The sequence below is a fragment of the Nonomuraea sp. NPDC003727 genome (assembly GCF_053586935.1).
Window position 1 is genome coordinate 519448 of the sequence record NZ_JBSFNE010000003.1, and the last position, 24441, is coordinate 543888.

Annotated in this window: 22 protein-coding genes; 14 read left to right on the forward strand and 8 right to left on the reverse strand. The window is 71.1% G+C overall.

Annotated elements, in window-relative coordinates; translation table 11 throughout:
- The first annotated feature begins 6 nt into the window (after positions 1-6).
- The 7 genes from ACWDLG_RS11150 (at position 7) to ACWDLG_RS11180 (ending at position 6566) form a co-directional block, all read left to right on the forward strand.
- On the forward strand, positions 7-633 hold the full coding sequence (locus ACWDLG_RS11150; protein WP_354914374.1) for an IclR family transcriptional regulator: 627 nt from the start codon (positions 7-9) through the stop codon (positions 631-633).
- 72 nt (positions 634-705) lie between these two features.
- A complete protein-coding gene (locus ACWDLG_RS11155; protein WP_354914372.1) occupies positions 706-1866 on the forward strand; it encodes a homogentisate 1,2-dioxygenase in 1161 nt (386 codons plus the stop codon).
- Positions 1863-2621 (forward strand): hypothetical protein, encoded by a 759-nt coding sequence (locus tag ACWDLG_RS11160; protein WP_449918451.1) that lies wholly within the window; start codon positions 1863-1865, stop codon positions 2619-2621. Before ACWDLG_RS11155 ends, ACWDLG_RS11160 begins: the two co-directional genes overlap by 4 nt.
- Entirely contained in the window at positions 2621-3718 is a 1098-nt protein-coding gene (fahA, locus tag ACWDLG_RS11165; protein WP_449918454.1) for a fumarylacetoacetase, read from the forward strand. The genes ACWDLG_RS11160 and fahA overlap by 1 nt, the downstream gene beginning before the upstream one ends.
- 53 nt (positions 3719-3771) lie before the next feature.
- Positions 3772-4938 carry an Ig-like domain-containing protein gene (locus tag ACWDLG_RS11170; protein WP_449918457.1) on the forward strand — a complete coding sequence of 389 codons (1167 nt, stop codon included), beginning with the start codon at positions 3772-3774 and terminating at the stop codon, positions 4936-4938.
- Between the two features lie 124 nt (positions 4939-5062).
- Positions 5063-5494, forward strand: coding sequence for an NfeD family protein (locus tag ACWDLG_RS11175; RefSeq protein WP_449918460.1), 432 nt, complete (start codon positions 5063-5065; stop codon positions 5492-5494).
- A 4-nt stretch (positions 5495-5498) separates the two neighbouring features.
- Positions 5499-6566 carry an SPFH domain-containing protein gene (locus tag ACWDLG_RS11180; RefSeq protein ID WP_449918462.1) on the forward strand — a complete coding sequence of 356 codons (1068 nt, stop codon included), beginning with the start codon at positions 5499-5501 and terminating at the stop codon, positions 6564-6566.
- Positions 6567-6666: 100 nt separating this feature from the next.
- Here ACWDLG_RS11180 and ACWDLG_RS11185 read toward each other — a convergent pair whose 3' ends face one another.
- The 5 genes from ACWDLG_RS11185 to ACWDLG_RS11205 all read right to left on the reverse strand — a co-directional run bounded on the left by ACWDLG_RS11185 (position 6667) and on the right by ACWDLG_RS11205 (position 12851).
- Positions 6667-7836, reverse strand: a complete 1170-nt coding sequence (locus ACWDLG_RS11185; RefSeq protein ID WP_354914358.1) for a Gfo/Idh/MocA family protein — start codon at positions 7834-7836, stop codon at positions 6667-6669.
- A gap of 30 nt (positions 7837-7866) precedes the next feature.
- Entirely contained in the window at positions 7867-9492 is a 1626-nt protein-coding gene (locus ACWDLG_RS11190; protein ID WP_449918465.1) for a hypothetical protein, read from the reverse strand.
- 25 nt (positions 9493-9517) lie between these two features.
- Positions 9518-10399, reverse strand: coding sequence for a carbohydrate ABC transporter permease (locus tag ACWDLG_RS11195; RefSeq protein WP_354914354.1), 882 nt, complete (start codon positions 10397-10399; stop codon positions 9518-9520).
- The gene (locus ACWDLG_RS11200; protein WP_449918468.1) at positions 10396-11358 is read right to left on the reverse strand and encodes an ABC transporter permease; all 963 of its coding nucleotides are present in this window, start codon (positions 11356-11358) and stop codon (positions 10396-10398) included. The genes ACWDLG_RS11195 and ACWDLG_RS11200 overlap by 4 nt, the downstream gene beginning before the upstream one ends.
- 359 nt (positions 11359-11717) lie before the next feature.
- Complete coding sequence (locus tag ACWDLG_RS11205; RefSeq protein WP_449918471.1) at positions 11718-12851, reverse strand: ROK family protein; 1134 nt, start codon at positions 12849-12851, stop codon at positions 11718-11720.
- A gap of 140 nt (positions 12852-12991) precedes the next feature.
- Here ACWDLG_RS11205 and tdh point away from each other — a divergent pair, with 140 nt between their 5' ends.
- From tdh to ACWDLG_RS11225, 4 genes are all read left to right on the forward strand, one after another.
- The gene (gene tdh, locus ACWDLG_RS11210) at positions 12992-14035 is read left to right on the forward strand and encodes an L-threonine 3-dehydrogenase (protein ID WP_354914348.1); all 1044 of its coding nucleotides are present in this window, start codon (positions 12992-12994) and stop codon (positions 14033-14035) included.
- A gap of 108 nt (positions 14036-14143) precedes the next feature.
- Complete coding sequence (locus ACWDLG_RS11215) at positions 14144-15313, forward strand: glycine C-acetyltransferase (RefSeq protein ID WP_449918474.1); 1170 nt, start codon at positions 14144-14146, stop codon at positions 15311-15313.
- A gap of 164 nt (positions 15314-15477) precedes the next feature.
- A complete protein-coding gene (locus ACWDLG_RS11220) occupies positions 15478-16359 on the forward strand; it encodes a LysR family transcriptional regulator (protein ID WP_354914344.1) in 882 nt (293 codons plus the stop codon).
- A gap of 87 nt (positions 16360-16446) precedes the next feature.
- Positions 16447-17259: an SAM-dependent methyltransferase gene (locus ACWDLG_RS11225; RefSeq protein ID WP_449918478.1), complete on the forward strand. Its 813-nt coding sequence runs from the start codon at positions 16447-16449 to the stop codon at positions 17257-17259.
- Between the two features lie 172 nt (positions 17260-17431).
- Here the strand turns inward: ACWDLG_RS11225 and ACWDLG_RS11230 are convergent, their stop codons facing one another.
- Entirely contained in the window at positions 17432-18265 is an 834-nt protein-coding gene (locus tag ACWDLG_RS11230; protein ID WP_354914340.1) for an amidohydrolase family protein, read from the reverse strand.
- A gap of 135 nt (positions 18266-18400) precedes the next feature.
- Between ACWDLG_RS11230 and ACWDLG_RS11235 the strand changes: the two genes are divergently transcribed.
- From ACWDLG_RS11235 to ACWDLG_RS11245, 3 genes are all read left to right on the forward strand, one after another.
- Positions 18401-19291: a TIGR04222 domain-containing membrane protein gene (locus tag ACWDLG_RS11235; protein WP_449918482.1), complete on the forward strand. Its 891-nt coding sequence runs from the start codon at positions 18401-18403 to the stop codon at positions 19289-19291.
- Between the two features lie 211 nt (positions 19292-19502).
- Positions 19503-20003, forward strand: coding sequence for a GNAT family N-acetyltransferase (locus ACWDLG_RS11240; protein ID WP_449918485.1), 501 nt, complete (start codon positions 19503-19505; stop codon positions 20001-20003).
- Between the two features lie 129 nt (positions 20004-20132).
- Positions 20133-20918 carry a nucleotidyltransferase domain-containing protein gene (locus ACWDLG_RS11245; RefSeq protein ID WP_449918487.1) on the forward strand — a complete coding sequence of 262 codons (786 nt, stop codon included), beginning with the start codon at positions 20133-20135 and terminating at the stop codon, positions 20916-20918.
- 30 nt (positions 20919-20948) lie between these two features.
- Here ACWDLG_RS11245 and ACWDLG_RS11250 read toward each other — a convergent pair whose 3' ends face one another.
- Positions 20949-22541, reverse strand: a complete 1593-nt coding sequence (locus ACWDLG_RS11250) for a GTPase family protein (protein WP_449918489.1) — start codon at positions 22539-22541, stop codon at positions 20949-20951.
- Positions 22538-24397, reverse strand: coding sequence for an ABC transporter (locus ACWDLG_RS11255; protein ID WP_449918490.1), 1860 nt, complete (start codon positions 24395-24397; stop codon positions 22538-22540). The genes ACWDLG_RS11250 and ACWDLG_RS11255 overlap by 4 nt, the downstream gene beginning before the upstream one ends.
- Positions 24398-24441 lie beyond the last annotated feature (44 nt).

A 24441-nucleotide genomic window follows, 5' to 3' on the forward strand; every position in this document is an offset into this window, starting at 1 on the left:
CAGGACATGGCTGAATCCGCCCAGACGCTTGAACGCGGGCTCCACCTGCTCAGACTGCTCGCCGACGGCCACGGCGGGCGCACGCCGACCGAGCTCGCGGCCCAGCTCTCGCTGAGCCGGCCGGTGGTCTACCGGTTGCTGACGTCGCTGCAGAACGAGGGCTTCGTCCGGCGCGACCGCGAGGGAAGGGCGCATCTCGGCTACGGCGTGCTGGTGCTGGCCCAGGCCGTGCAGCCGCTGCTGAGGGCGGCGGCGCTGCCGACGCTGCGCAGGCTGGCCGAGGAGGTCGGCGCGACGGCTCACCTCACGGTGGCGGAGGGTGACGACGGTCTCGCCGTCGCCGTGGTCGAGCCCTCGTGGACCAACATGCACGTCGCCTACCGGGAGGGCGCGCGGCATCCGCTCTCCAGGGGCGCCGCGGGCCAGGCGATCCTGGCGATGCGTTCGGGCGAGGCCGGGTATCTCGTCACGGAAGGGCAGTTGCAGGAGGGTGCGCGCGGCGTGGCCGCTCCGGTCACCGGGCTGCCGTGGCTGGAGGCGTCGGTGGGCGTGGTGACGTTCGGTCCGCTGGACGAGCGGGTCGGGCCCCGGGTCGTCGAGGCCGCGAAGGAGCTCACCGTCGCGCTCGGTTGACATCTTCGCCCTGATAAAGGACCGTGAATACGGATAGAGGACACTATTGTCCGATAAACGGACGGAGTTGCGATGCCGTACTACCGCCAGGTGGGCGAGGTCCCGCGCAAGCGCCATGTGCAGTTCAAGCGCCCGGACGGCGGGCTGTACGCGGAGGAGTTGATGGGCGAGGAAGGCTTCTCGTCCGACTCGTCACTGCTGTACCACCGCTACCTGCCGACCGCCATCATCAAGGCGGAGGCGGTCGAGTCGCCGCTGCCACTGGCCACCTCACCCAACCTGCCGCTGTCCCCGCGGCACTTCCGCACCCAGGACCTGACGAGCGCGGGCGACCTGGTCAGCGGGCGGATGCTGCTGTCGGCCAACAACGACGTCCGATTGTCGTACGTCACGACGGACCAGCCCAGCGAGCTCTACCGCAACTCCAAGGGCGACGAGTGCGTCTACATCCAGCAGGGCACCGTCCGCTTCGAGTCGACCTACGGCGCCATCGAGGCGGGCGAGGGCGACTACGTGGTGATCCCGACCGGCACGATCCACCGCTGGGTCCCGTCGGGCCGGGTCAACGCGCTGGTCATCGAGGCGTCCGGGCACATCAGGCCGCCCCGTCGCTACCTGTCGCAGTACGGCCAGTTCCTTGAGCACGCCCCCTACTGCGAGCGTGACCTCAGGACGCCGCAGGAGCCGCTGCTGGAGGAGGGCGAGGAGGTCCCCGTCCTGGTGCGCACGCGCGGCGGGCTCACCCGGCTGACCTACCGCCACCACCCCTTCGACGTGGTCGGCTGGGACGGCTACCTCTACCCCTACGCCTTCAACATCGACGACTTCGAGCCCGTCGTGAAGAAGACGCACGCGCCGCCGCCGGTCCACCAGACCTTCGAGGGGCCGGGATTCGTGGTCTGCTCGTTCATGCCGCGGCCGCTCGACTTCCACCCCGAGGCGGTGCCGATCCCCTACAACCACCACAACGTCGACTCCGACGAGTTCATGTTCTACGTGGGCGGCGACTACTCCGCGCGGGCCGGCTCCGGCATCGACGTCGGCTCGATCTCGCTGCACCCCGCCGGCTTCACCCACGGCCCGCAGCCAGGCGCGGTCGAGGCGGTGATCGCCGCGGGCGCCACCCATACCAACGAGATGGCCGTCATGGTCGACACCTTCCGCCCGCTGGACCTCGGCGAGGGCGCCCTGGCGTGCGAGGATCCGGCCTACGCGTGGACGTGGGCCCGATGAGCGCCGTCGATCCCGGCACGCCGCGGGTCCGGACGGCGCTGTTCTCCGCGCTGGTCGACGACGCGGGCCTGTTCCCGCCGACGTCGCTGCACATGGACGAGGCGGTCGCCCGCCACCAGCGCGACCTGGAGTCGGGCAACCCCGTGCTGACCCACCGCTTCCTCTGCCCGACCAGCCGGATCGACGGCCTGCGCCGGCAGGAACAGCAGCCGCAGCTGGTCGGCCTGATCGTCGACACCGAGACCGTGCCCGACTTCTCCGACCTGCCGGTGGACTTCGTCGAGAGCACCGCGATGCTCCAGGTCCCCGAGCACGTCAGGTTGTTCGTCGAGACGCACCCGAGGCACATCTCCCCCGTGCCGCACGGGGTCGGGCTCAAGGTCCGCTGCGGCGGCATGACCGCCGACGCCTTCCCGTCGGTCGGCGAGCTGTCCGAGTTCATCAGCTACTGTGCCGAGCACGACCAGCCGTTCAAGGCCACCGCCGGGCTCCACCACGCGGTGCGCCACTTCGACCCCTCGCTCGGCGTCGACCGGCACGGCTTCCTCAACCTCGTCCTCGCCGTCTGCGCGGCCGTCGAGAAGCGCGACCCGTTCCGGGTGCTCGGCTCCACCGACGTGGGCGACCTCGTCCGGCAGGCGCAGGCCGTACCGGAGGACGTGGCCCGGCAGGCCAGGCGGATCCTGGTCAGCTACGGTTCGTGCAGCACGGCGGCGCCCGTGGAAGACCTGAAGACCCTCGGATTGGACGGCTGATGAGCTGGGGACTCGACAACCTGCCCTACGGGGTCTTCTCGCGTGCGGGCCAGGCGCCCCGCGTCGGCGTGCGGTACGGCGATGCCGTCCTCGACCTGGCCGCCGCCCTGCACGACGAGGTGTTCGCCACCGGCTCGCTGAACGCCTTCATGGCCCGCGGCCACCGGGCCTGGCGTGACACGCGCGCCCTGATCGTCGAGAAGCTGTCGACGGACCGGTCGATCACCGGACCGCACCTGGTGCCGCTCGACCAGGTGACGCTCCACCTGCCCTTCGAGGTCGCCGACTACGTCGACTTCTACTGCTCGATCGAGCACGCGTCGAACCTGGGCCGGATGTTCCGCCCCGACGACGAGCCGCTGAAGCCGAACTGGCGGCACCTGCCGGTCGGCTACCACGGCCGGGCCGGCACCGTGGTCGTGTCGGGCACCCCGGTCACCCGCCCGCGCGGGCAGCTCGGGGCCGGCAGGTTCGGGCCGACCGCGAAGCTGGACATCGAGGCGGAGCTCGGCTTCGTCGTGGGCTCGCCCGAGGGTTCCTCCTTCGAGGAGCGCGTCTTCGGGGTGACGCTGGTCAACGACTGGAGCGCGCGCGACATCCAGGCCTGGGAGTACGTGCCGCTCGGGCCCTTCCTAGGCAAGTCGTTCGCCACCTCGGTCTCGGCGTGGGTGACGCCGCTGGAGGCGCTGCCCAGGATCGCGGGCCGCGCGCAGGATCCGGCGCCGCTGCCGTACCTGGAGCGCGAGGGCGACTGGGGGCTGGACATCGCGATGGAGGTCGAGCTGAACGGCGAGATCGTCTCGCGGCCGCCGTACCGGAACATGTACTGGACCCCCGACCAGATGCTGGCGCACATGACGGTGAACGGCGCGAGCCTGAGGACCGGCGACCTGTTCGCCAGCGGCACGGTCTCCGGCGAGAGCCCGGACACGCGGGGCTCGTTCATCGAGCTCACCTGGAACGGCGCGGAGCCGCTCAAGCTGGGCGACGGGCAGGTCCGGACCTTCCTGGAGGACGGCGACACCGTCACGATCCGCGCCACGGCGGGCGACATCAGTTTGGGGGAAGTGTCGGGAACCGTCACCCGGAGTGCCTGACCACTCACTCCTCGCTAAACTCTGGAGGCTTCCCCCCGGAGTGAAGGAGTGAGATGCGCAGCGCCCTCCTGCGGCTCACCGTGCTGCTGTCGCTCGTCTGCGGCTGCAGCCCGGTGACGGCGCGCCTGCCGCAGCCCGCCGCGCCGATGGTCATCGTCTCGCCCGCCCTCGGCGACAACCGCGCCAGGCCCGACAAGGGCCTGGTCATCAAGGTCAGGGGCGGCAGGCTGAGCAAGGTCGAGGTGCGCGCGGGCGGCACGGCCGTCCCCGGCAGGCTGGACGCGACAGGCACGGTGTGGCGCTCGACCTGGACCCTCCCGCCCGGCGTGGAGCACGTCGTGACGGTCAGGGCGGCGGGCCCGGACGGCCCGCCCGCGCTGACCGTGGGCCGCTTCCGCACCCGCCCCGCCGAGCACACGGTCAAGGTGGCCTCGGTGTCGCCGCTGCCTAGCGAGACCGTCGGCGTCGGCACGCCGATCATCGTCACCTTCGACAGCCCCATCCGCGCCAAGGCCGCCGTCGAGCGTGCCCTGGAGGTGCGTTCCACCAAGCCGGTCCAGGGCGCCTGGCGGTGGGTCAGCGACACCCAGGCCGTCTACCGCACCCGGCACTACTGGCCGGCCCGGCAGCGGGTCGCTGTCATCGCCCACCTCGCGGGCGTCAGATCCGCCCCCGGCGTGTACGGCAGCGCCGACCACGCGCTCACCTTCGCCGTCGGCCGCAAGCAGACCAGCACCGTCGACACCGTCACCCACCAGATGGTCGTCCGGCGCGACGGCCAGGTCGTGCAGCGGATGGCGATCAGCGCCGGCATGGGCACCACCCGGGAGTACACCACGACCAGCGGCATCCACCTGACCATGGAGAAGGGCGACCCGGTCAGGATGGTCTCGCCCGGCAGGAAGAAGGGCGATGACGGCTTCTACGACCTGCTGATCGACCACGCGGTGCGGATCTCCAACAGCGGCGAGTACGTCCACGCCAAGAACAACGTCTGGGCGCAGGGGCGGCGCAACGTCAGCCACGGATGCGTCAACGCCCGGCCCGACCAGGCGGCCTGGTTCTACGAGACGTCGCTGCGCGGCGACCCGGTCACGATCACCGGCACGTCGCGGGAGCTGGAATGGTACAACGGCTGGGGCTACTGGCAGCTGCCGTGGGAGGCGTGGGTCGAGGGCAGCGCCCTCGGCAGACCCGGATCGCCCACCGCTCTCCGCTGACCCCGTCACGACATGTCCCTGTAACCGGACCGCCGAAAGCTGCCATGCCGGTAATCAAAGGATTACCGTAGAGACGGAACCCCTTTGGGACACGGGCCCGTTCTCCTTCCAGGAGGGCCGGAGTATGGATGATTGGGTCATCTGGATAATCCTCGCCGTCGTGCTCGGCCTCGCCGAGATCTTCTCTCTCACCGCCGCTCTCGGCCTGCTCGCCGCCGCCGCTCTGCTGACGTCCTTGACGGCGGCCATCGGACTGCCCATCCCGCTGCAACTCCTGGTGTTCACCGCCGCGTCGGCCGCGGGCCTGCTGGTCATCAGGCCGCTGGCCATGCGTAGCATCCGGCAACCCCCGCGGCAACGCTTCGGCGTCGAAGCGCTCGTCGGCAAGCCCGCGCTCGTCGTCAGCGAGGTGACCGCCCACTCCGGACTGGTCCGCATCGGCGGCGAGGAGTGGACCGCGCGGGCCTACGACGACACGGTGGTGATCCCCGCCGGAGCGACCGTCGACGTCATCGAGATCGAAGGGGCCACCGCCCTCGTCTACCCTCGGGAGTGATCATATGGCGCTACTCATCGCGGGTCTGGTCGTCGCGTTGTTCGTGGTGTTCACCGTGCTGCGTGCCGTACGCATCGTGCCCCAGGCACGCGCGCGCAACGTCGAGCGGCTGGGTCGCTATCACCGCACCCTGAAGCCGGGCCTGAACTTCGTGATCCCCTACGTCGACCGCGTCTATCCCATGATCGACCTGCGGGAGCAGGTCGTCTCGTTCCGGCCGCAGCCGGTCATCACCGAGGACAACCTGGTGGTCGAGATCGACACCGTCCTCTACTTCCAGGTCACCGATCCGCGGGCGGCCGCCTACGAGATCGCCAACTACATTCAGGCGGTCGAGCAGCTCACGGTGACCACGCTGCGCAACGTCGTGGGCTCCATGGACCTGGAGAAGACGCTCACCTCCCGCGACACCATCAACAGCCAGCTGCGCGGCGTCCTGGACGAGGCCACCGGCAAGTGGGGGCTGCGCGTCAACCGCGTCGAGATCAAGGCCATCGACCCGCCCAAGACGATCAAGGACGCGATGGAGAAGCAGATGCGCGCCGAGCGGGACAAGCGCGCCGCCATCCTGAGCGCCGAGGGTCAGCGCCAGTCGCAGATCCTCACCGCCGAGGGCGACAAGCAGGGCGCGATCCTGCGCGCCGAAGGCGAGCGCACCGCCGCCATCCTCAAGGCCGAAGGCCAGTCACGCGCCATCGATCAGGTCTTCCAGGCCGTCCACCGCAACGACCCCGACCCCAAGCTGCTCGCCTACCAGTACCTCCAGGTGCTGCCGCAGCTCGCCCAGGGGCAGGGCAACACCTTCTGGGTCATCCCCAGCGAGGTCACCTCGGCCCTGCAGGGCGTCTCCAAGGCGTTCACCGAGGCGCTGCCGCGGTCGGCGGCCACCCAGGAGATCTCTCCTGACACCTCCGAGGCCGAGGAGGAGATCGCCCGCGCGTCCGAGGCGGCCGCGGAGGCCGTCGCCGACGCCCGCGAGGCCGAGCACACCTCGGGGCCGCGCCAGCTACCCCCCAGCATCCCCGAGCCCAGCCCCTTCCCCGACCTGGAGAAGAACCACCAGCAGGCGTGACGCGACGAGGAGCCGGCACACAGGTGTAAGCGGGCGGTCGCGCACGCGTGCGGCCCGGCCGTCATGAAGACGGCCGGGCCGGATCCACACGGCGGGTCGGTCAGGCCTGGCCGCGGTCGAAGTAGGCGATCAGCTCAGGATCGAGCGCCGGCACGTCGTACGGCGTGCCGCCGTCGCGCAGCGACATCGTGGCCATGTAGCCGGCCGCGACGCTCATGCGGGCGGCCACCGGCGAGGTGTCGGTGACGCCGCCCTCCCGCACGAACCTGTTGAACTCGCCGATGATCTCGGTGTCCGCGCCACCGTGCGAGCCCTTCGCCTCCGGCACCCGGTAGGCGATGTCGCAGTCGTCGCGGTAGGACGTCGGCCCGGTGTTCCACACCTTCACCGTGTCGCCGGGGCCGTCGCCGAAGTTCTCCAGCCGCCCCTCGGTCCCGATGACGGTGTAGTTGCGCACGTAGTCGGGGCTGAAGTGGCACTGCTGGTAGGCGGCGATGATGCCGTTGTCCAGCCGCATGTTCATGACCGACACGTCCTCCACGTCGATGACGTGGTGGAGGTTCCTGCGCTGGGTGGGCGGCCACTCGAACTCCTTCAGCCAGCCGTCCGGCCGAGGGGTGTCGGGCGCGCGCCGCGGCAGGTCGCCGTACAGCATCAGGTCGCCGAAGGCGTTGACCCTGGTGGTGTAGCCACCGGCGAGCCAGTGGATGACGTCCAGGTCGTGCGCGGCCTTCTGCAGCAGCAGGCCGGTCGTGCGGGAGCGGTCGGCGTGCCAGTCCTTGAAGTAGTAGTCACCGCCGTAGGACACGAAGTGCCGCACCCAGATGGTCTTCGGCTCGCCGATGATCCCCTTCTGGATGATGTCGCGCATCAGCCTGACCACGCCCATGTGGCGCATGTTGTGCCCCACGTACAGCCTGGTCCCCGTCCGCCGCGCGGCGCGCAGGATGTTGTCGCAGCCCTCGACCGTGATGTGCAGCGGCTTCTCCAGGTAGACGGCCTTGCCCGCCTCGAGCGCGTCCACCGCGATGCGCTCGTGGGTGTCGTCGGGCGTCATCACGATGACGGCGTCGAGGTCCTTCCTGTCGAGCAGCTCGCGGTAGTCCTCGGTGAGGATGTCCGCCTCGAACCGCCCCGCCTGCCGCTTGAGCACAGCCGGGTCGGAGTCGCACAGCGCGGCCACGACCGACCCCTTGCCCGGGCGGTGCGCCGACAGCGCCAGGCTGGTTCGCAGCCCGAGGCCGATGACTCCGATGCGCAGGTCTTCCACTTCTGTCCTTTCCTTGACGTACGGCGGGGCTCAGCCCTTGGCGATGGAGGCCTCGTACTCGGCCTTCATCGCGGCGCCACCCTTGTCCATCCACTTCTTGACGAAGCTCTGCCACTCCGACAGCGGCTTGCGGCCGGTGACGAAGTCGACGATCGCGTCTGATGCCATCGTGCTCAGTTCGCCGTTCTTCTGCGTGTAGGTGTCGGAGAAGTGGCCCGTCGTGACGCGCGGCTGGAGCATGGGCGCGACCTTGGTCTCGAAGTCGTGGATGAGCTTGGTCCGCTCCGGCTGGCCGGGCAGGAACAGCGCGGACGGCGAGCCGATCACGAACTGCAGCGGCTGCACGGTGGTGGGCACCTCGGCCTTGCCCTTGTCGGTGAAGCCGAGGTCGCCGTCCTTCTTGGTGAAGTGGGTGCCCTCGACGCCGAAGTTGACGAGCTGGTACTCCTCGGTACCGAACGGCGCGGCCAGGTAGTTCAGCACGCCGAGCAGCGTCTCGACGCGCGCCTTGTCGACCTTGTTGCTGATGGCGGTGAAGCCGACCGAGCCGAGGCCCGCGTTGTAGACGGGCTTGGAGGACGGGGTCGCGGCGAACGGCACGATCGCGCCGAGGTTGTACTTCTGGGTCTTGGCGTCGTTGAGGAAGCCGGGGAAGGACTCGACGTAGGCGCCGATCTGACCGTTGGCGACCTTGTCCTTGATGGTGGCCAGGGCGGGGTCGGGCCAGAACAGGTTGGCCTGGAAGCACTTCACCGCGAACTCCAGCGCGGCGAGGTACTCCTGCGTCTCGTACTGGTGGGTCAGCTTGCCGCCCTCCAGCTTCCACGTGTTCGGCGCGCCGTACCAGTGGCTGAACATGTGGACGTGGTTCACGTAGGACGGCTCGAGCGGGTACTTGTTCTTCTTGACGTCGAGCAGCTGCTTGGTCTTCTCGAGGAAGTCGTCGGCGCTGGTGAAGGTGGCGCCGCCGACCGGCTCCCAGTAGTCCTGGTTGACCAGGAAGACCTGACCGAACTTGCTGTACGAGACGGCCACGCCGTACAGCTTGCCGTCGGTGACGGCCGACTTCCACGCCACGTCGCCGAGGTTGGCCAGGTTCGGGTACTTCTTGATGGCGTCGCCGCTCAGGTACGACGTCAGGTCGTGGAACTTGGCGGCCAGCAGCTCGGGCACCCGCTGCAGGCCCTGGTTCGGCGGGAACCACACCAGGTCGGGCAGGTCGTCGCTGGCGATGATGGCGTTGAACTTGTCGGGGTAGCCGTCGCCGACCACGATGTTCATGTCCCACTCGGCGCCCAGCGCCTTGTTGAGCTCCTGGAGGTAGGCGCTCTGGCCGGGCGCGGGCGGCGCCACGTCCCAGGTCTGGGTGAGCGAGGTGATCTTCTTGCCGTCGCCGGGCGGGGCGGCGACGGACTTGACCAGCTCCGTGGGGTACTTCAGGTAGGCGGGGTCCTGGCCCGCGTCGATCGGCAGGTCCGGCGTGGGGATCTTCGCGGCGGTGTAGGTCGGCAGCACGAGCTTCTTCGACAGCTCGGCGCCGCCCTTCTTGACGCCTGCCGCGCCGCCACCCTCGCCCCCGCAGGCGGCGAGGCCGGCGACGGTGGCACCGGCCAGCGCGAGTCCGAGGAAGCCACGGCGGGACATGGTTGTGGACATGTGTTTCTCCTGGAAAGGGTGCGGTTCAGCCCTTGATGGCGCCCGTGAGGACGCCCTTGGTGAAGTACTTCTGGAGGAAGGGGTAGACGAGCAGGATCGGCACCAGCGCGATGACCAGGACGGCCATCTGCACCGAGGCGGCGGGCAGGTCACGCACGATGGCGACGTCGGAGCCGGTGGCCGAGGTGCCGCGGAAGATGAACTGCCGCAGCACGACCTGGATCGGGTGCTTGGACTGGTCGTTGATGTAGAGGATCGCGGTGAAGAAGGTGTTCCAGTAGGAGACGGCGTAGAACAGGCCGACCACCGCGATCACCGCCTTGGACAGCGGGATCGCGATCCGCCACAGCATCCGCCACTCGGTGCAGCCGTCCATGCGGGCCGCCTCGAACAGTTCCTCGGGCAGGTTCTGGAAGAAGGCCCTGACCACCACCACGTTGAAGGCGTTGACCAGCACGGGCACGATCAACGACTGGTAGGTGTCGATCATGCCGAGCTCCTTGACCATGAGGTAGCTCGGGATCATGCCGGGGGTGAACAGGAACGTGGCCAGCACCATCAGCAGGATCGGCTTGCCGCCGAGCAGGCCCCTGCGCGAGAGCGCGTAGCCGAGGAAGACGGTGCAGATCAGGCTCAGCGCGGTGCCGGTCAGCGTGATGCCGATGCTGATCAGCACCGACCTGGTGACCGCGCCGCCCGACAGGATCAGGCTGTAGGCCTCGAAGGTCGGCTGGGAGGGGAAGAGCACGTAGCTGCCGCCGTTGGCGATGCTCTCCTCCCGCCCCATCAGGCTCGTGCCGACGGCGAGCCCGAACGGGTACAGCACGGCCACCACGACCGCGGCCAGCACGACGAACTTCAGCGCGCGCCCGGCGATCGACGGGCGCTCCATCCATGGCGGCCTCACCGGTAGATCCCCTGCTCTCCGAAGCGGTGTGCGAGCTTGTTGGCCGCGTAGATCAGCGCCGCGCCGATGAGGCCCTTCATCAGGCCTGCCGCGGTGCTCATGCCCCAGTCGCCGTCACGGATGCCGTGGTAGTAGACGTAGGTGTCGATGACCTCGGCGGCGCCGGCGCCGACCGCGTCCCGTTGCAGGACCATCTGCTCGAAGCCGACGGACAGGATGTCGCCGAGGCGCAGGATCAGCATCATCAGGATGACCGAGCGGATCCCCGGCAGCGTGACGTGCCAGAGGCGGCGCTTCCAGTCGGCGCCGTCGATCGCCGCGGCCTCGTACTGGTTCAGGTCGATGGCGGTGATCGCGGCCAGGAAGATGATCGTGCCCCAGCCGCAGTCCTTCCAGATCACCTGAGCCGTGACGAGCAGCTTGAAGGTGTCGGGGTTGGACATCAGGTTGCCGATGGTGATGCCGTGGGAGTTCAGGAACCCGCTCACGGTGCCGGCGCCGCCGATGACCTGCTGGAACATCGCGACCACCACGACCCACGACAGGAAGTGGGGCAGGTAGACGACCGACTGGATGAAGCGCTTGATCCGGTGGCCGACCAGCGAGTTCAGCAGCAGGGCGAGCGCGATGGGGGCGGGGAAGTACAGCAGCAGCTGCAGCGCGGTGATCTCCAGCGTGTTGCCGACGGCGGACCAGAACTCCGGCTCGGCCAGCAGCGTCGCGAAGTTCTCCAGGCCCACCCACGGGCTGCCGGAGATGCCGAGGAAGGGCGCGTAGTCCTTGAACGCGATGACGTTGCCCAGCAGCGGGACGTAGAAGAAGACGGCGAAGTAGAGGACGCCGGGCAGGCACAGCGCCAGCAGCGTCCAGTCGCGTCTCAGCCGGTCGCGGATGCTCCCGCGGTGGGAGTGGACGTCCGTCTGGGCATCCACCAGGGGGGTTGCCGTGGATGCGACCACGTCTCACCTCCAAGTCGGAACGGGTTGCCGTGAGGTTAGCGCCCATTTATGAAAGTTACTAGGGTAAACCCCACATTTATGCGCAGTCGTGCCCCAGCATCGCCGTCCTCGGGCACGCATCCCGCCCCTGTTAAGCAACCTCTCAGGAGAAAGCGGCTACTTGCAGGATCTGCCGCCGCATCACGACGAAGCGGTGCGCACCTTCCAGGCGAAGGGCATCACCAAGCCCCCGGCCGACGGCCGGCACGCTCGCACGGTGGACCCACTTCCTCTGCAGCCGGAACCGGATCACGGCGAGGACCGGCGTGATGGCCGGCGGCACCACCGCCGGCATGGCCGCGTGGCCCGATAAAGACGATCTACGAAAAGAGCACGGCGTCGCCGTGGTTCAGCGCCATCCGCGCCGCGCCGAGCGTGATCGACTCGCTGCCCAGCTCCGACGCCACCACCCTGGGCGGGTAGAGGCAGGCCTCGTCCAGGTAGCTCTGGATCGGTCCGACCAGCAGATCGCCCGCGGTGGACAGGCTGCCGCCGACCACCACCATCTCCGGGTCGAGCGGGTTGACGATGCTGATCAGGCCGCCGGCCAGGTGCCGGGCGAACCTCGAGACCGCCTCCGCGGCCTGCGCGTCGCCCGCGCGGGCCCTGGTGATGGCGAACTCGGCGCTCTGCCTCGTGGACCTGAGCTCGCCCGGCTCCACGGCCATGGCGTAGTCGAGGACGTGCCTGAACGCGGCCCAGTGGTCGCCCGCCTGCACGCCGATCTCACCCGAGGCCGCGTTGGCCCCCCGGTACGGAACCCCGCCGATGAGGAAACCGAGACCCAGCCGGTCGCCGGTGAACAGGTAGACGACGTTGCTCCGGCCCTGGGCGGCCCCCCGCCAGTGCTCGGCCAGCACGGCCAGCCGCATGTCGTTCTCGACGAGGATCGGCGCGGGGATCCGCTTCTCCAGCTCGGCCCGCAGCTCCACACCCGTCCACCCGGGCAGCACGACGCTCTTGACCACCCGGCCCTCGCCGTCGACCACGCCGGTGGTGCCCACCCCCACCGCCACCAGCCCGGACGGCTCGCGCCCCACCTCCGCGGCGGCCCTGAACACCAGGTCGCGCACCAGGGCCAGCCGCTCGACCGGGGCCGCGTCGCGCGGCAGCGGCTCCCTGCGGGAGGCCAGGATGGTGCCCCCGAGGTCGGCGGCCATCGCGCGGACGCTGGACGAGCCGATGCCCACGCCGACCACGTGGCCCGAGGAGGCGCGGAAGCGGTAGCGGCGCGCGGGCCGGCCGCGCTGCCGGTCGCCCTGCTCCTCCTCGCACTCCTCCGCCCAGCCGTCGCCGAGCAGGTCCTCGACGATGACCTCGGCCGTCGGGCGCGAGACCCTCGCAGCTCTGGCGAGCTCGGTCAGCGTCGCGTCTCCCGCCCCCCGCATGGCGCGCAGGATCGCCGCGGAGTTGAGCTTCCTCAGGAGGGACGCGTCACCGCTGACCTGTCTCATGGTGGGTCATTCTACTTTGACAAGGTTCTTTCGATAAATCGTGTAGCGGGGCTGACAGGGCCGTTAAGAAAACCTCGATGGACACGAGGGGTGATCACCGGCACAGTGCGTAAGGTTGTCAGGAGGGGGAAACGACCGTCATGAAAGCGCTGGTCAAGCAGAAGGCCGAACCCGGCCTGTGGCTGATGGACGTGCCCGAGCCCGCCGTACGGCCGGGCGAGGTCAAGATCAAGGTGTTGCGTACCGGAATCTGCGGCACCGACCTCCATATCCGGAAATATGACGACTGGGCGAAGCACACGCTGACGCTTCCGCTCATCGCCGGGCACGAGTTCTCCGGCGAGGTCGTCGAGGTCGCACCGGGCGTCGAGGACATCCAGGTCGGCGACCTCGTCAGCGGCGAAGGCCACATCGTCTGCGGCAAATGCCGCAACTGCATGGCGGGCCGCCGCCACCTGTGCATCAACACCATCGGTCTCGGCGTCCACCGCGACGGCGCGTTCGCCGAGTACGTGACGCTGCCGGCCTCCAACGTGTGGGTGCACCGCATCCCCGTCGACCCCGACATCGCGGCGATCTTCGACCCGTTCGGCAACGCCGTCCACACCGCGCTCTCCTTCCCGATGGTCGGCGAGGACGTGCTGATCACCGGCGCGGGCCCGATCGGCCTGATGGCCGCGGCCGTCGCCACGCACGTGGGCGCGCGCAACGTCGTCATCACCGACGTCAGCCCCGAACGGCTCGACCTGGCCGGCAAGCTGGGCGTCAGCCTCGCCCTGAACGTCGCGCAGACCTCCATCGCCGACGGCTGGAAGCAGCTCGGCATGCGCGAGGGCTTCGACGTCGGCCTCGAGATGTCGGGACACCCGCAGGCCATGCGCGACATGATCGCGAACATGACCCACGGCGGCAGGATCGCCATGCTGGGCCTGCCCGCCGAGGAGTTCGCGATCGACTGGGCCACGGTCGTCACCTCGATGATCACCATCAAGGGCATCTACGGCCGCGAGATGTACGAGACCTGGTACAACATGTCCGTCCTGCTGGAGAAGGGGCTCGACCTCTCCCCGGTGATCACCCACAGGTTCCCCGCCCACGACTTCGACGCCGCCTTCGACACGGCGGCCAGCGGCAGGGCCGGCAAGGTCATCCTCGACTGGAGCGACGCCGCGCCCCGCGCGTGACGGCTCGCCGTACCCACCCCTTCCCCAGCACCACCAGACCCAGGCGACGACGGAGAGGGCGCGCGCGGACCGCGCGCGCGAACCCTTCAGCAGAGATTGGAGCGCGCGATGTTCGGAACGACGCGGGATGACCTGCGGGCCACGCTGGACGAGATCGCCTCGGCAGGGCTGCTCAAGCCCGAACGCGTCATCACCAGCCCGCAGAACGCCACGGTCGGCGTCGCGGGCCGCGAGGTGCTGAACTTCTGCGCCAACAACTACCTCGGCCTCGCCGACAACCCCGAGGTGATCGAGGCCGCCAAGCAGGCGCTCGACACGTGGGGCTTCGGCATGGCCTCCGTGCGGTTCATCTGCGGCACCCAGGAGGTGCACAAGGAGCTCGAGTCGCGTCTTTCCGACTTCCTCGGCATGGAGGACACCGTCCTCTACAGCTCCTGCTTCGACGCCAACGGCGGCGTGTTCGAGACGCTGCTCGACGCCCAGGACGCGGTGATCTCCGACGCGCTCAACCACGCCAGCATCATCGACGGCATCAGGCTGTCCAAGGCCCGCCGCTACCGTTACGCCAACCGTGACATGGCCGAGCTGGAGGCCCGGCTGAAGGAGGCCGCCGACGCGCGGCGCAAGCTGATCGTGACCGACGGCGTCTTCTCCATGGACGGCTACGTCGCGCCGCTGCGGGAGATCTGCGACCTGGCCGACCAGTACGGCGCGATGGTCATGGTCGACGACTCCCACGCAGTCGGCTTCGTCGGCCCCACCGGGCGCGGCACCCCCGAACTCCACGGCGTGACCGACCGGATCGACATCATCACCGGCACCCTCGGCAAGGCACTGGGCGGGGCCAGCGGCGGCTACGTCGCCGCCCGCAAGGAGATCTGCGAGCTGCTGCGGCAGCGCTCTCGCCCCTACCTCTTCTCCAACTCCCTCGCCCCGGTCATCGCGGCGGCGACGCTGCGCATCCTCGACCTGCTGGAGACCTCCAGCGAGGCCCGCGAGCGGCTGCGCGACAACACGCGGCGGTTCCGGACGCAGATGACCGAGGCGGGCTTCGACGTGCTGCCCGGCGACCACCCGATCGCACCCGTCATGATCGGCGACGCCGCCGAGGCCGCCGCGATGGCCGAACGCCTCCTCGACCAGGGCATCTACGTGATCGGCTTCTCCTACCCCGTGGTCCCCCACGGCCAGGCCCGCATCCGCGTGCAACTGTCCGCCGCCCACACCCCCGCCGACGTCGACCGCGCCGTCGCCGCCTTCATCACCGCGCGACACTGATCCCCGCACCCCCGGGCCGGCTCGCCTTCCCTCAAAGGCAAGCCAGCCCGAAAGGCAAGCCAGCCCGGCCACCGCTCCTATAAGGCAAGCCGGCATCCCACCCGGGGCCACGCACAGGTCCGTGCGCAGAGCGGCCACCGGTGGGGGCGGGTCACAATGGGCGGGTGATTGATAGTCGGCGGCTCCGGACGCTGCGCGCGGTGGCGGATCACGGCACCGTGACCGCGGCGGCCGCCGCGCTGCACCTCACGCCCTCCGCCGTCTCCCAGCAGCTCGGCGCGCTCGAGCACGAGGTGGGGCACCGCCTGTTCGCCCGCGACGGCCGGGGCATCAGGCTCACCGCGGTGGGCCGCATCATGCTGGCCCACGCCGACGAGGTCCTCGCCCAGCTCGAACGTGCCGAGGCCGAGGTCGCCGCCTACACGACGGGTTCGGCGGGCGAGGTGACGGTGGCCTCGTTCGCCACCGCGATCAGTGTCGTGCTCGCGCCCGCCGTCAGCGCCCTGCGGGTGAGCGCGCCCGCGCTGAAGATCCGGGTCCTGGACGCCGAGGGCGACCGCGGCCTCACCATGCTGCTCGACGACGAGGCGGATCTGGCCATCGCGGTGGAGTACCGCGGCGCGCCCGACGACCATCGCCTGACCCGGCTGCCCCTCTACGCCGAGCCCTTCGACCTGTTGCTTCCGGCGGACCACGCGCCTGCCGGCACGCTGTCGGAGGTGGCGGACGAGCCGTGGATCGGCCCCTATCCCGGCAATCCGGTCCACGACGTGATCGCGTTCGCCTGTGAGAGGGAGGGCTTCACGCCGGGGTTCGCGCACTCCTCCGACGACTTCCGCGCCGTGGTCGCGCTGGTGGGCGCGGGTGCGGGGGTCGCGCTCGTGCCCCGGCTGGCGTTGCGCGACCTCGACCTGTCCAGGGTGGTCGTCTGCCGGATCCCAGGCCCGGAACGCCGTGTCTTCGCGGCGGTCCGGCGGGGGGCCGACCTCCACCCGTTGCTGCGCCCGCTCCTCACCACTCTCACCGCGAGCCGGCCCCTGGACTGATATCTTGATAATCGAGATAAATCTGAACGATCTCTCGGCGGCGGTTGAGTAGCATGGCGATCCAGAGGTTTGAGGCAAGGAGACGCCGTGGCCGAGTTAGAGCGTGTTCCTCCGGGTGTCGATCCGACGGTGCCGAGTTCGGCGCGCGTCTACGACTACCTCCTCGGCGGCAAGGACCACCTCGCCATCGACCGCGCGGTGGCCGACCGGCTGCTCGCCGTGGCACCCGACACCCGGTTGGTGGCCCGCGCCAACAGGCTGTTCCTCACCAGGGCGGTGCGCCATCTCGCCGAGCAGGGCGTGCGGCAGTTCATCGACCTGGGCACCGGCATCCCGACCTCGCCGAGCGTCCACGAGGTCGCGCGCGCGGTGAACCCCGCGTGCCGGGTGATCTACGTCGACCACGACCCGGTCGTGCGGCTGCACGCCCAGGTGCTGCTGGCCGACGTGCCCGGCGTGGAAGGCATCCAGGCCGATGTGCGCCGCCCCAAGGACATCCTCGGCGACCCCTACGTGGGCGGCCTGATCGACTTCGAGCAGCCGCTCGGGGTGCTGATGGTCGGGCTCCTGCACTACGTGATGGACGAGGAGGACCCCGCCGGGATCGTGGCCGCCTTCAGGGACCGCATGGCGCCCGGCAGCCACCTGGTGCTGACCCACGGCATGGCGGAGAGCCATCCCGAGGCGATCGCCCGGCTGACGACCGCCACGGCCAACTCCCCCGCGCAGGCCGTCTTCCGCGACCGCGCCCGGGTCCTGCGGTTGTTCGACGGGTTCGAGCTGATCGGACCGGGCCTCGTTCCCGTGCAGGACTGGCGCGTCGACGACGAGGACGACCTCAACCTGCTGGACGCCCCGCCGCGCCTGCGCATCGACGGCGGGGTCGGCGTCCTGCGCTGAGCCGTCCCCTCAGCTCGGCTCTGGCCGCCTCGACCGGCCACGAGACCGCGCCGCCCCCGCCGAGCGCCATGGCGGACCGTCTCGGCGATCCCGTGCCAGACGCCTTCGGCTCGGCCTGCTCGGTAGAGAGCGGCGAGGTCGCCGACGGGGCGGCGCGGCTGGTTCTCCTGACTCAGTCCTCCGCGCCCAGCCTGAAGACGCGGCGGGCCGTACCGCCGAGGAAGTCGGCGCGCGCCTCGGCCGTCAGCTCCAGCTCGTCGACCTGGGCGAGCGCGCGGTCATGGGACAGCTGGGGCCAGTTGGTCCCGAACATCACCTTGCCCCTGCCGTAGGTGTTCATGAAGTGCACGAGCTGCGGCGGGTAGTAGCGCGGCAGGTAGGCCGAGGTGTCGATGAAGACGTTGTCGTGCTTCCACGCCATGCCGATCATCTCGTCGGTCCACGGATAGCCGATGTGGCCGCCGACGATCATCAGCTCGGGCAGGTCCAGCGCGATCCTGTCCAGGTACGGCACCGGCCGGCCCGTCTCGGACGGCTTCAGCGGCCCCGTGTGCCCGACCTGGGTGCAGAAGGGAACGCCCAGCTCCACGCAGGTGGTGTAGAGCGGGTAGTAGAGCCGGTGGTCGGGCGGCAGCTCCCACAGCCACGGCACCATCCGCAGCCCGACGAACCCCAGCTCCTCCACCGCGCGGCGCAACTCGGCCACGGCCGCGACCGGATGGGCCAGGTTCACCGCCGCCAGCCCCGCGAACCGGTTCGGGTAGGCCGCGGTGAAGGTGGCGACGTCGTCGTTGCTGATCACCCATCCGCCCGGCCGGTGCCAGGCCGACAGCAGGAGCATGTCGACGCCTGCCGCGTCCATGAGCGCGACCAGTTCCCCCGGCGTGACGGGCTTGTCGATCAGGTCGGCGCTCCCCGACTTCTCGAACAGCCGCCGGATCTCCGGCATGGGCAGCCTGCCTGGCCGTCCGCCCATGGTGGGTTGCGCCCACACATCGATAATCACCTTCCCACCCTCTCCCGCACCGGCCGGACGATCAATGCCGGACAGGCGAAAGATCGTGCACGACCGCTCAACGATGCTCCCAACACGGCTCCCGACATCGCGGCAGGATGAAGGGTGGAAGCTCGAAGGCGACACATGGAGGCGATCATCGACCTCGTCTTACTTCTCCTGTCCTGCTGCGTCGCGGTGGTCTCCGCGGTCGGCGCGCTGAGGGTGCGACCGGGCCGCTACCCGGCCCACGCCGATGTCGGCAGGGACCGGCTCGCCTACCTGGCGGGCGGCCACACCCGCGTCGTCAACGCCGCGCTCGCCGAACTCGTCGCGAGGGGCACGGTCACGATCTCCGCCACGCGGCGCATCCAGGTCTCCTCCTCCGGACCGGAGGCGCGCGGACCGATCGAGACCACTCTCGTCGAGGCCGCCCGCGGCTCCGATGACGGGTTGGAGGTCCATCTGGCGCATCAGGCCGTCACGGACGACGACGTCAAGCGGCTCGTCGGCAAGGGTTGGGTGACCGAGCGGGCGGCGGAGCGGGCCCGCCGGCTGCTGGGCGTCACGACCGGCGCCCCCGCGCTGGGCCTGGTCATCACGCTCGTCCTGCTGGGTCTGCGCGCGATCCCCGCCGCGGGCCTGACGTACGCCGCGGCCGGGGTGTTCGGCCTGGCCACGGCCGCCGGCCTGACCGGCCTCTGGACCACGGGGCGGGTCTCCCGCCTGCTGCGGGACGCGCGGCTCGCCCAACCCCGGGGCGAGCGTCCCGCCCGCCCTTCGCCCGAGGCCATCGGGCGCGGCGTGGCACTGCACGGCCTGCAGGAACTGCCCGACCGCAGAGTCAGGGCCGCGCTCGGCCACCGGCCCCGCCCCCAACCCCGACCCGTCCGGCACACCCGCCGCAAGAGCGGCCGTCGGCGATACGGGGGCGATGGCGGCTACCACCACACCTACGACACCGGTGGCGGCATGGGCGATGGCGGGGGCTGGGGCGATGGCGGCGGCGGCGGAGGAGGGGACGGCGGCGGGGGCTGAAGGGCCTGCCGGGCCCGCTCGCTTCGCGCCATGGCGGCGGCGTCGAGACAGTCGCGGGCTCGACAGGCCGCCCTGCTACTCTGCTGCGGCACGCGAGACGAGGGAGGTCGATGAATATGGCTGTCAGCCGGCCATGTCGTCATGCCCTTGTCCGGGCCGCCGCACGCTGAGAGCGCGGTCCGGCTCCTCCCAACGACCAGGAGTCTTCGCGTTGTCCACTTTCCAGCTCTCCGGCACCGACCTGATCACCGACCGCCTCGTCCTGCGGCCGTGGTCGTCCGCCGAACTCGCCGCCGTCCTCGACGGTCCCCGGCTCGCGCACTGGGCCGAGGACTTCCCCTCCGAGGGTGACCGCGTCATCGCCGGCTTCATCGCCGAGCACCCCGCCGCCGCCGGCGAGTACGGCCAGCGCCAGATCGTCGAGCGCGAAACCGGCCTGGTGGTCGGTGCGATCGGCCTGTTCTGGCCGCCGAACGACGGCTCCCTCGAGATCGGCTACGGCGTCGTGCCGTCCCGCAGGGGCCGCGGCTACGCCACCGAGGCCGCGGGCGCCATGGTCGCGTTCGCCTTCACCGCGCCCGGGGTGCACACCGTGCATGCCGGCGTGGAGCAGGCGAACCCGGCCTCGGCGCGCGTGCTCGAGAAGGCGGGGCTGCGGCTGCTGAGCAGCGACGCCACGACCGCCCGCTACGCGGTCACGCGCCCCGCGTAGTCCAGCCCCGCGTAGTCCAGCCCGCGTAGTCCAGCCCGCGTAGTCCAGTCGACGGGGTCCGGTCGACGGAGTTCAGCCGACGGAGAAGGGGACCGGCGGGCCGCCGCCGGTCCCCGTAGGGTCATCCGGATGACCGACAAGATCGACGCGTCCGTCGAGGCCGTGTGCGCGGCCTATCTCGACCTGGCCGACCGGCACGCGCCCGGGCTGGTCGAGGGGCTGTACCTGCAGGGTTCGGCCGCGCTCGGCGACTTCACGCCCGGGGTGAGCGATGTCGACTTCGTCGCGGTGATCCCCGAGGGCGCCGACGTGGAGCCGTTGCGCGAGGTCCACGCCCGGCTGAAGGAGCGCGGCAGGTCACCGCACTTCGACGGGCTCTACGTCACCTGGGACGACCTGCGGCGCGACCCCGAGCAGACCCCCGCGCGCCCGGGCGTGCACGCCTGGCGGTTCGAGGCCGAGAGCAGGTTCGAGCGGCACCTGGTGACCTGGCACGTCCTGGCCCAGAGCGGGGTGACGGTCAGGGGTCCCGCCGTCGCCGAGATCGGCGTCCACACCGACTGGGACCTGCTGGCCCGCCGTACGCGGGAGAACCTGGCGGGCTACTGGACGCGATGGGCGGAGAAGTCGTCCAGGACCACCTCGCTCTGGGGGCTCGCCGCGCTCGTCCCGGCCCGGACGAGCTGGGGCGCGCTGGGGGTGACCAGGCTGCACCACACGCTCGCCGCGGGCGAGGTGACGTCGAAGACGGCGGCGGGCGAGTACGCGCTGCGCCTCTTCGACGAGCGCTGGCACCGGATCGTCAGGGAGGCGCTGCGCATCAGGAAGGGCGGGGCGGCGCTGTACCGCAACCCGTTCGCCCGCCGGGCCGAGCTGATCGCCTACATGCGGATGGTGCTGGCGAACGTCCCTTGACGGATCGGCGGCGCCGGGGCACGGCCGGTCTCAGGACCTGGCCACGCCCAGCGCCTCGGTGAAGCGGACGTACCTGTCCAGCTCCTCCTTCACCGGCTCCAGCACCAGCTCCTCGCCCACCTCCGCCACAGCCGACCGCAGCGCCCTCGCGACCCGCCTGGCCCTGCGCCGGCCGCCCAGCCGTGCGGCCAGCCGGGAGAGCAGCGCGATCAGCAGGCCGGCGATCGCCCCGCCGATCAGCAGGACGGTCGGCCACGGCACCTCGCCGACCGTCGGCAGGGGCGGCTCGGGCAGCCGCAGATAGGTCAGCAGGAACAGCACGCCGAGCCACACCGCGCCGAGCACCGTCGCCGCGAACACCAGCCACTGCAGCCCGCCGACGGCCGCCCACCAGCGGGGGCTGCGCGTCACACCGAACGAGGCGGCCGCCACCACCTTGTCGAGCGCCGCCGCCAGCTCGCCTTCGCGCGAGCGGGCCGCGTGCCGTACGGCCACGGCCCACGGCGGGGGCAGCTCGCGCGCGGCCGCCTCGCCGACGTCCCTGATGGCGGTCTCCATGCGGGCCCTCTGCACGGCCGACGCCTCGGGCAGCGAGGTCCTGCCCACCAGCTCGCCCTTCGCGCCGCTCCCCAGCCCCAGCCTGCGCAGCGGGTCGGGCCTGAACCTGCGCATCCACCTGGTCACCGGCCAGCCGGTCGCGGCCACCGCGCGGTGCGTGTGGGCCCTGGCGACCGCCTCCACCACCAGCGGCACGCCCGCCGCCTCGGCGAGCGCCGTCGTGAGCCGCCCCTCCCGCGGGACGGCGGGGCCGGAGTGGTCCGCCGCGCCGGCGGCGGCGAGGCGTCCCGCGGCGGTGGACACGTCCGCCGCCAGGCGGGCCGCCCACGACGTCCGTTCGGCGACGCGCTCCTCCAGCAGGGCGCGCAGCTCGGCCAGCCCGGCGCCGGTCCGCGCCGAGGCGCCCATCACGGGCACGCCGCGCAGGCCGTCCTCGTCGAGCAGGCGGCGCAGGTCGGCCGCGCAGCGTTCGGCCGCGCCCGGCGGCAGCCTGTCGATCTGGTTGAGCACGACCACCATCACCTCGCCGTGCTCGGCCAGCGGGCGCAGGTAGCGGTCGTGGAGGGCGGCGTCGGCGTACTTCTGCGGATCGACCACCCACACCAGCAGGTCGACCAGCTCGACCAGCCGGTCCACCTCCAGCCGGTGGGTCAGCTCGATGGAGTCGTGGTCGGGCAGGTCGAGCAGGACCAGCCCCTGAGGGTCGCCGGTCACCTCGTGGCGGTGCGGCACCTGGAGCCAGTCGAGCAGCGGTCCTGCTCCCGTGCCGTCCCACAGCGCCGCCTGGGCGGTCGAGGTGGTGGGCCTGGTGACGCCCACCGTGGCCAGCTCGCCGCCCGCCAGCGCGTTGAACAGCGACGACTTGCCGCTGCCCGTCGCGCCCGCGAGCGCGACCACCGTGTGGTCGACCGAGAGCTCGCGCCGTGCGCCTGCCCGCTCGGCCACCTCCCGCGCCGCCGTGACCGGCTCGTCGGGAAGCCTGCCCTCCGCGAGCTCCGCCGCCTTCAGCAGGCCGGTCAACCGGTCGTCCAGCGAGGGGATCTCCTCGCGCCGCGACAGCTTCACGCGCCCTCCCCGCCCCGCGCCGGCCGCCGCCCGTCCTCGCCCGCCGGGTCCTCCCGCACCTCGACCGGATCGACCAGCCCGTCCGCCAGCTCCGGATCGGCCTGTCCGCTCGCGAGCTCCGGCGCCTCGACCGCCGGGAGTCCGTTGGTCGGGGCCGCCGGGAGTTCGGCTCGGTGGTCGCGGACAGCGTGAGCCGCCGCCAGCAGTTCGCCCGCCATGCCCTCCGGCACCGACACCTCCTCCAGCAACGACGTGAACCTGGCCGCCTCCGCGTCGAGCAGCGCCTGCACCCTGGACCGCAGGTCCTCCCGCGCCTTGGCCGTCAGCGTCCGTACCGCCTGGTCCCCGAAGATCGCCTCCAGGACCTTCTGCGACAGCACCGACGTGCCGCCCGCGATGCCGATCTCCACCCCCGTCAGCCCGCCCGTGGAGGCGAAGACCGCGAGCATCAGCAGCAGCCCCGCCCCGTTGACGCCGAAGGAGGCCGCCCGCGCGCTGGTGCGCTTGGCCGCGCCCTCCTCCCTGACCAGGTCGAGCACGTAACCCTGCCAGCCGCGCACCACGTCGTCGTAGTCGATCCCGGACGAGGCGCGGCCCAGCCTGGCCGCGGCGAGCGCCCCCGCCTTCTCCAGCAGGTCCTTGCCGCCGGGCGCCGCCGTCCAGCCGTCGAGGGCCCGCTCGGCCGCCGCGTCCGCCGCACCCCTGATCAGCGCGGCGACGCCGCTCTCCAGCGCCACCCGCAGCCTGGCCTGCGGCGCCTGCCGTCCGGTGAGCACCGCCGACAGCCGGTCGCGCAGCCAGCCGATGCGCGACTCGAGCGAGCGCATGAGGTCGCCGGTGCCGATGAAGTCCTGCCATCGCGCCATCACCTCGCCGCGCAGCAGCGAGCCGTCCCGCATGCCCTCGTCGAAGTCGGCCATCCCGCCCGAGTAGGCCGCCGCGACGATGTCGGCCAGCCGTTCGGCGCCCTTACGCTGCCTGGCGACGGCCACCGCCAGCGCTGGGACCCTGCTCCCCAGGCTGTCCAGCGCTCCCGCGAGCGTCTGGCGCACCACCCGGGCCCGCGCGGCCGAGGAGGCGGCCAGTCGCGCCAGCCAGTCGTTGATCGGGCGCACGGCGTCGGGGTGCAGCCGCCCCCTCTCCGTCAGCAGCACCGCCTCCTGGACGGTGAACAGCGGCGTGCCCGCGAGGCCGTTGACCTCCAGCAGGCGGGCCAGGTCGGCGGAGACGGGCCCGACCGCGTCGGGCGGCACCCGGTCGAGGATGATCGCGAGCGCGGTGCTCCGCTCGCGCGCCGAGCGCAGGAAGCTCCACGGAACCTCGTCGGCGTAACGGGCGGCGGTGGTGACGAACAGCCACAGGTCGGCCGCCGCGAGCAGTTGCGCCGCCAGCTCCCTGTTCGCGGTCACCACCGAGTCGATGTCGGGCGCGTCGAGCAGCGCGAGACCCTGCGGCAGCGCGGGCGCGCTCACCACCCGCAGCGTGCCCGGGTCGCCGGAGGCTCCTGTCACGCGCGGCAGTCCGGGCAGGACCGCCAAGGACATGAACCAGGGCGTGTCGGCCGGGCTTGCCACCAGCGTCGGCGCCAGCGTGGTGGGCCGCAGCACGCCCGGCTCGGACACGTCGGCCCCGACGAGCGAGTTGACCAGCGTCGACTTGCCGGCACCGGTCGAGCCGCCCACGACGGCCAGCAGCGGCGCGTCGATCGCGGCCAGCCTGGGCAACAGGTAGTCGTCCAGCTGTCCCTTCAGCTCGCGCAGCGCTCGCCTGTCGGCCGCCACGTCCCCGATGTCCAGCGGGAACAGCTCGCGGTCGAGCAGGCCCCGCAGCGAACGCAACGCCTCGAGGAGGTCCATGCCCCCACGCTAGCCAGTGGAGCCGAGCTCGTCGGGACCGCCAC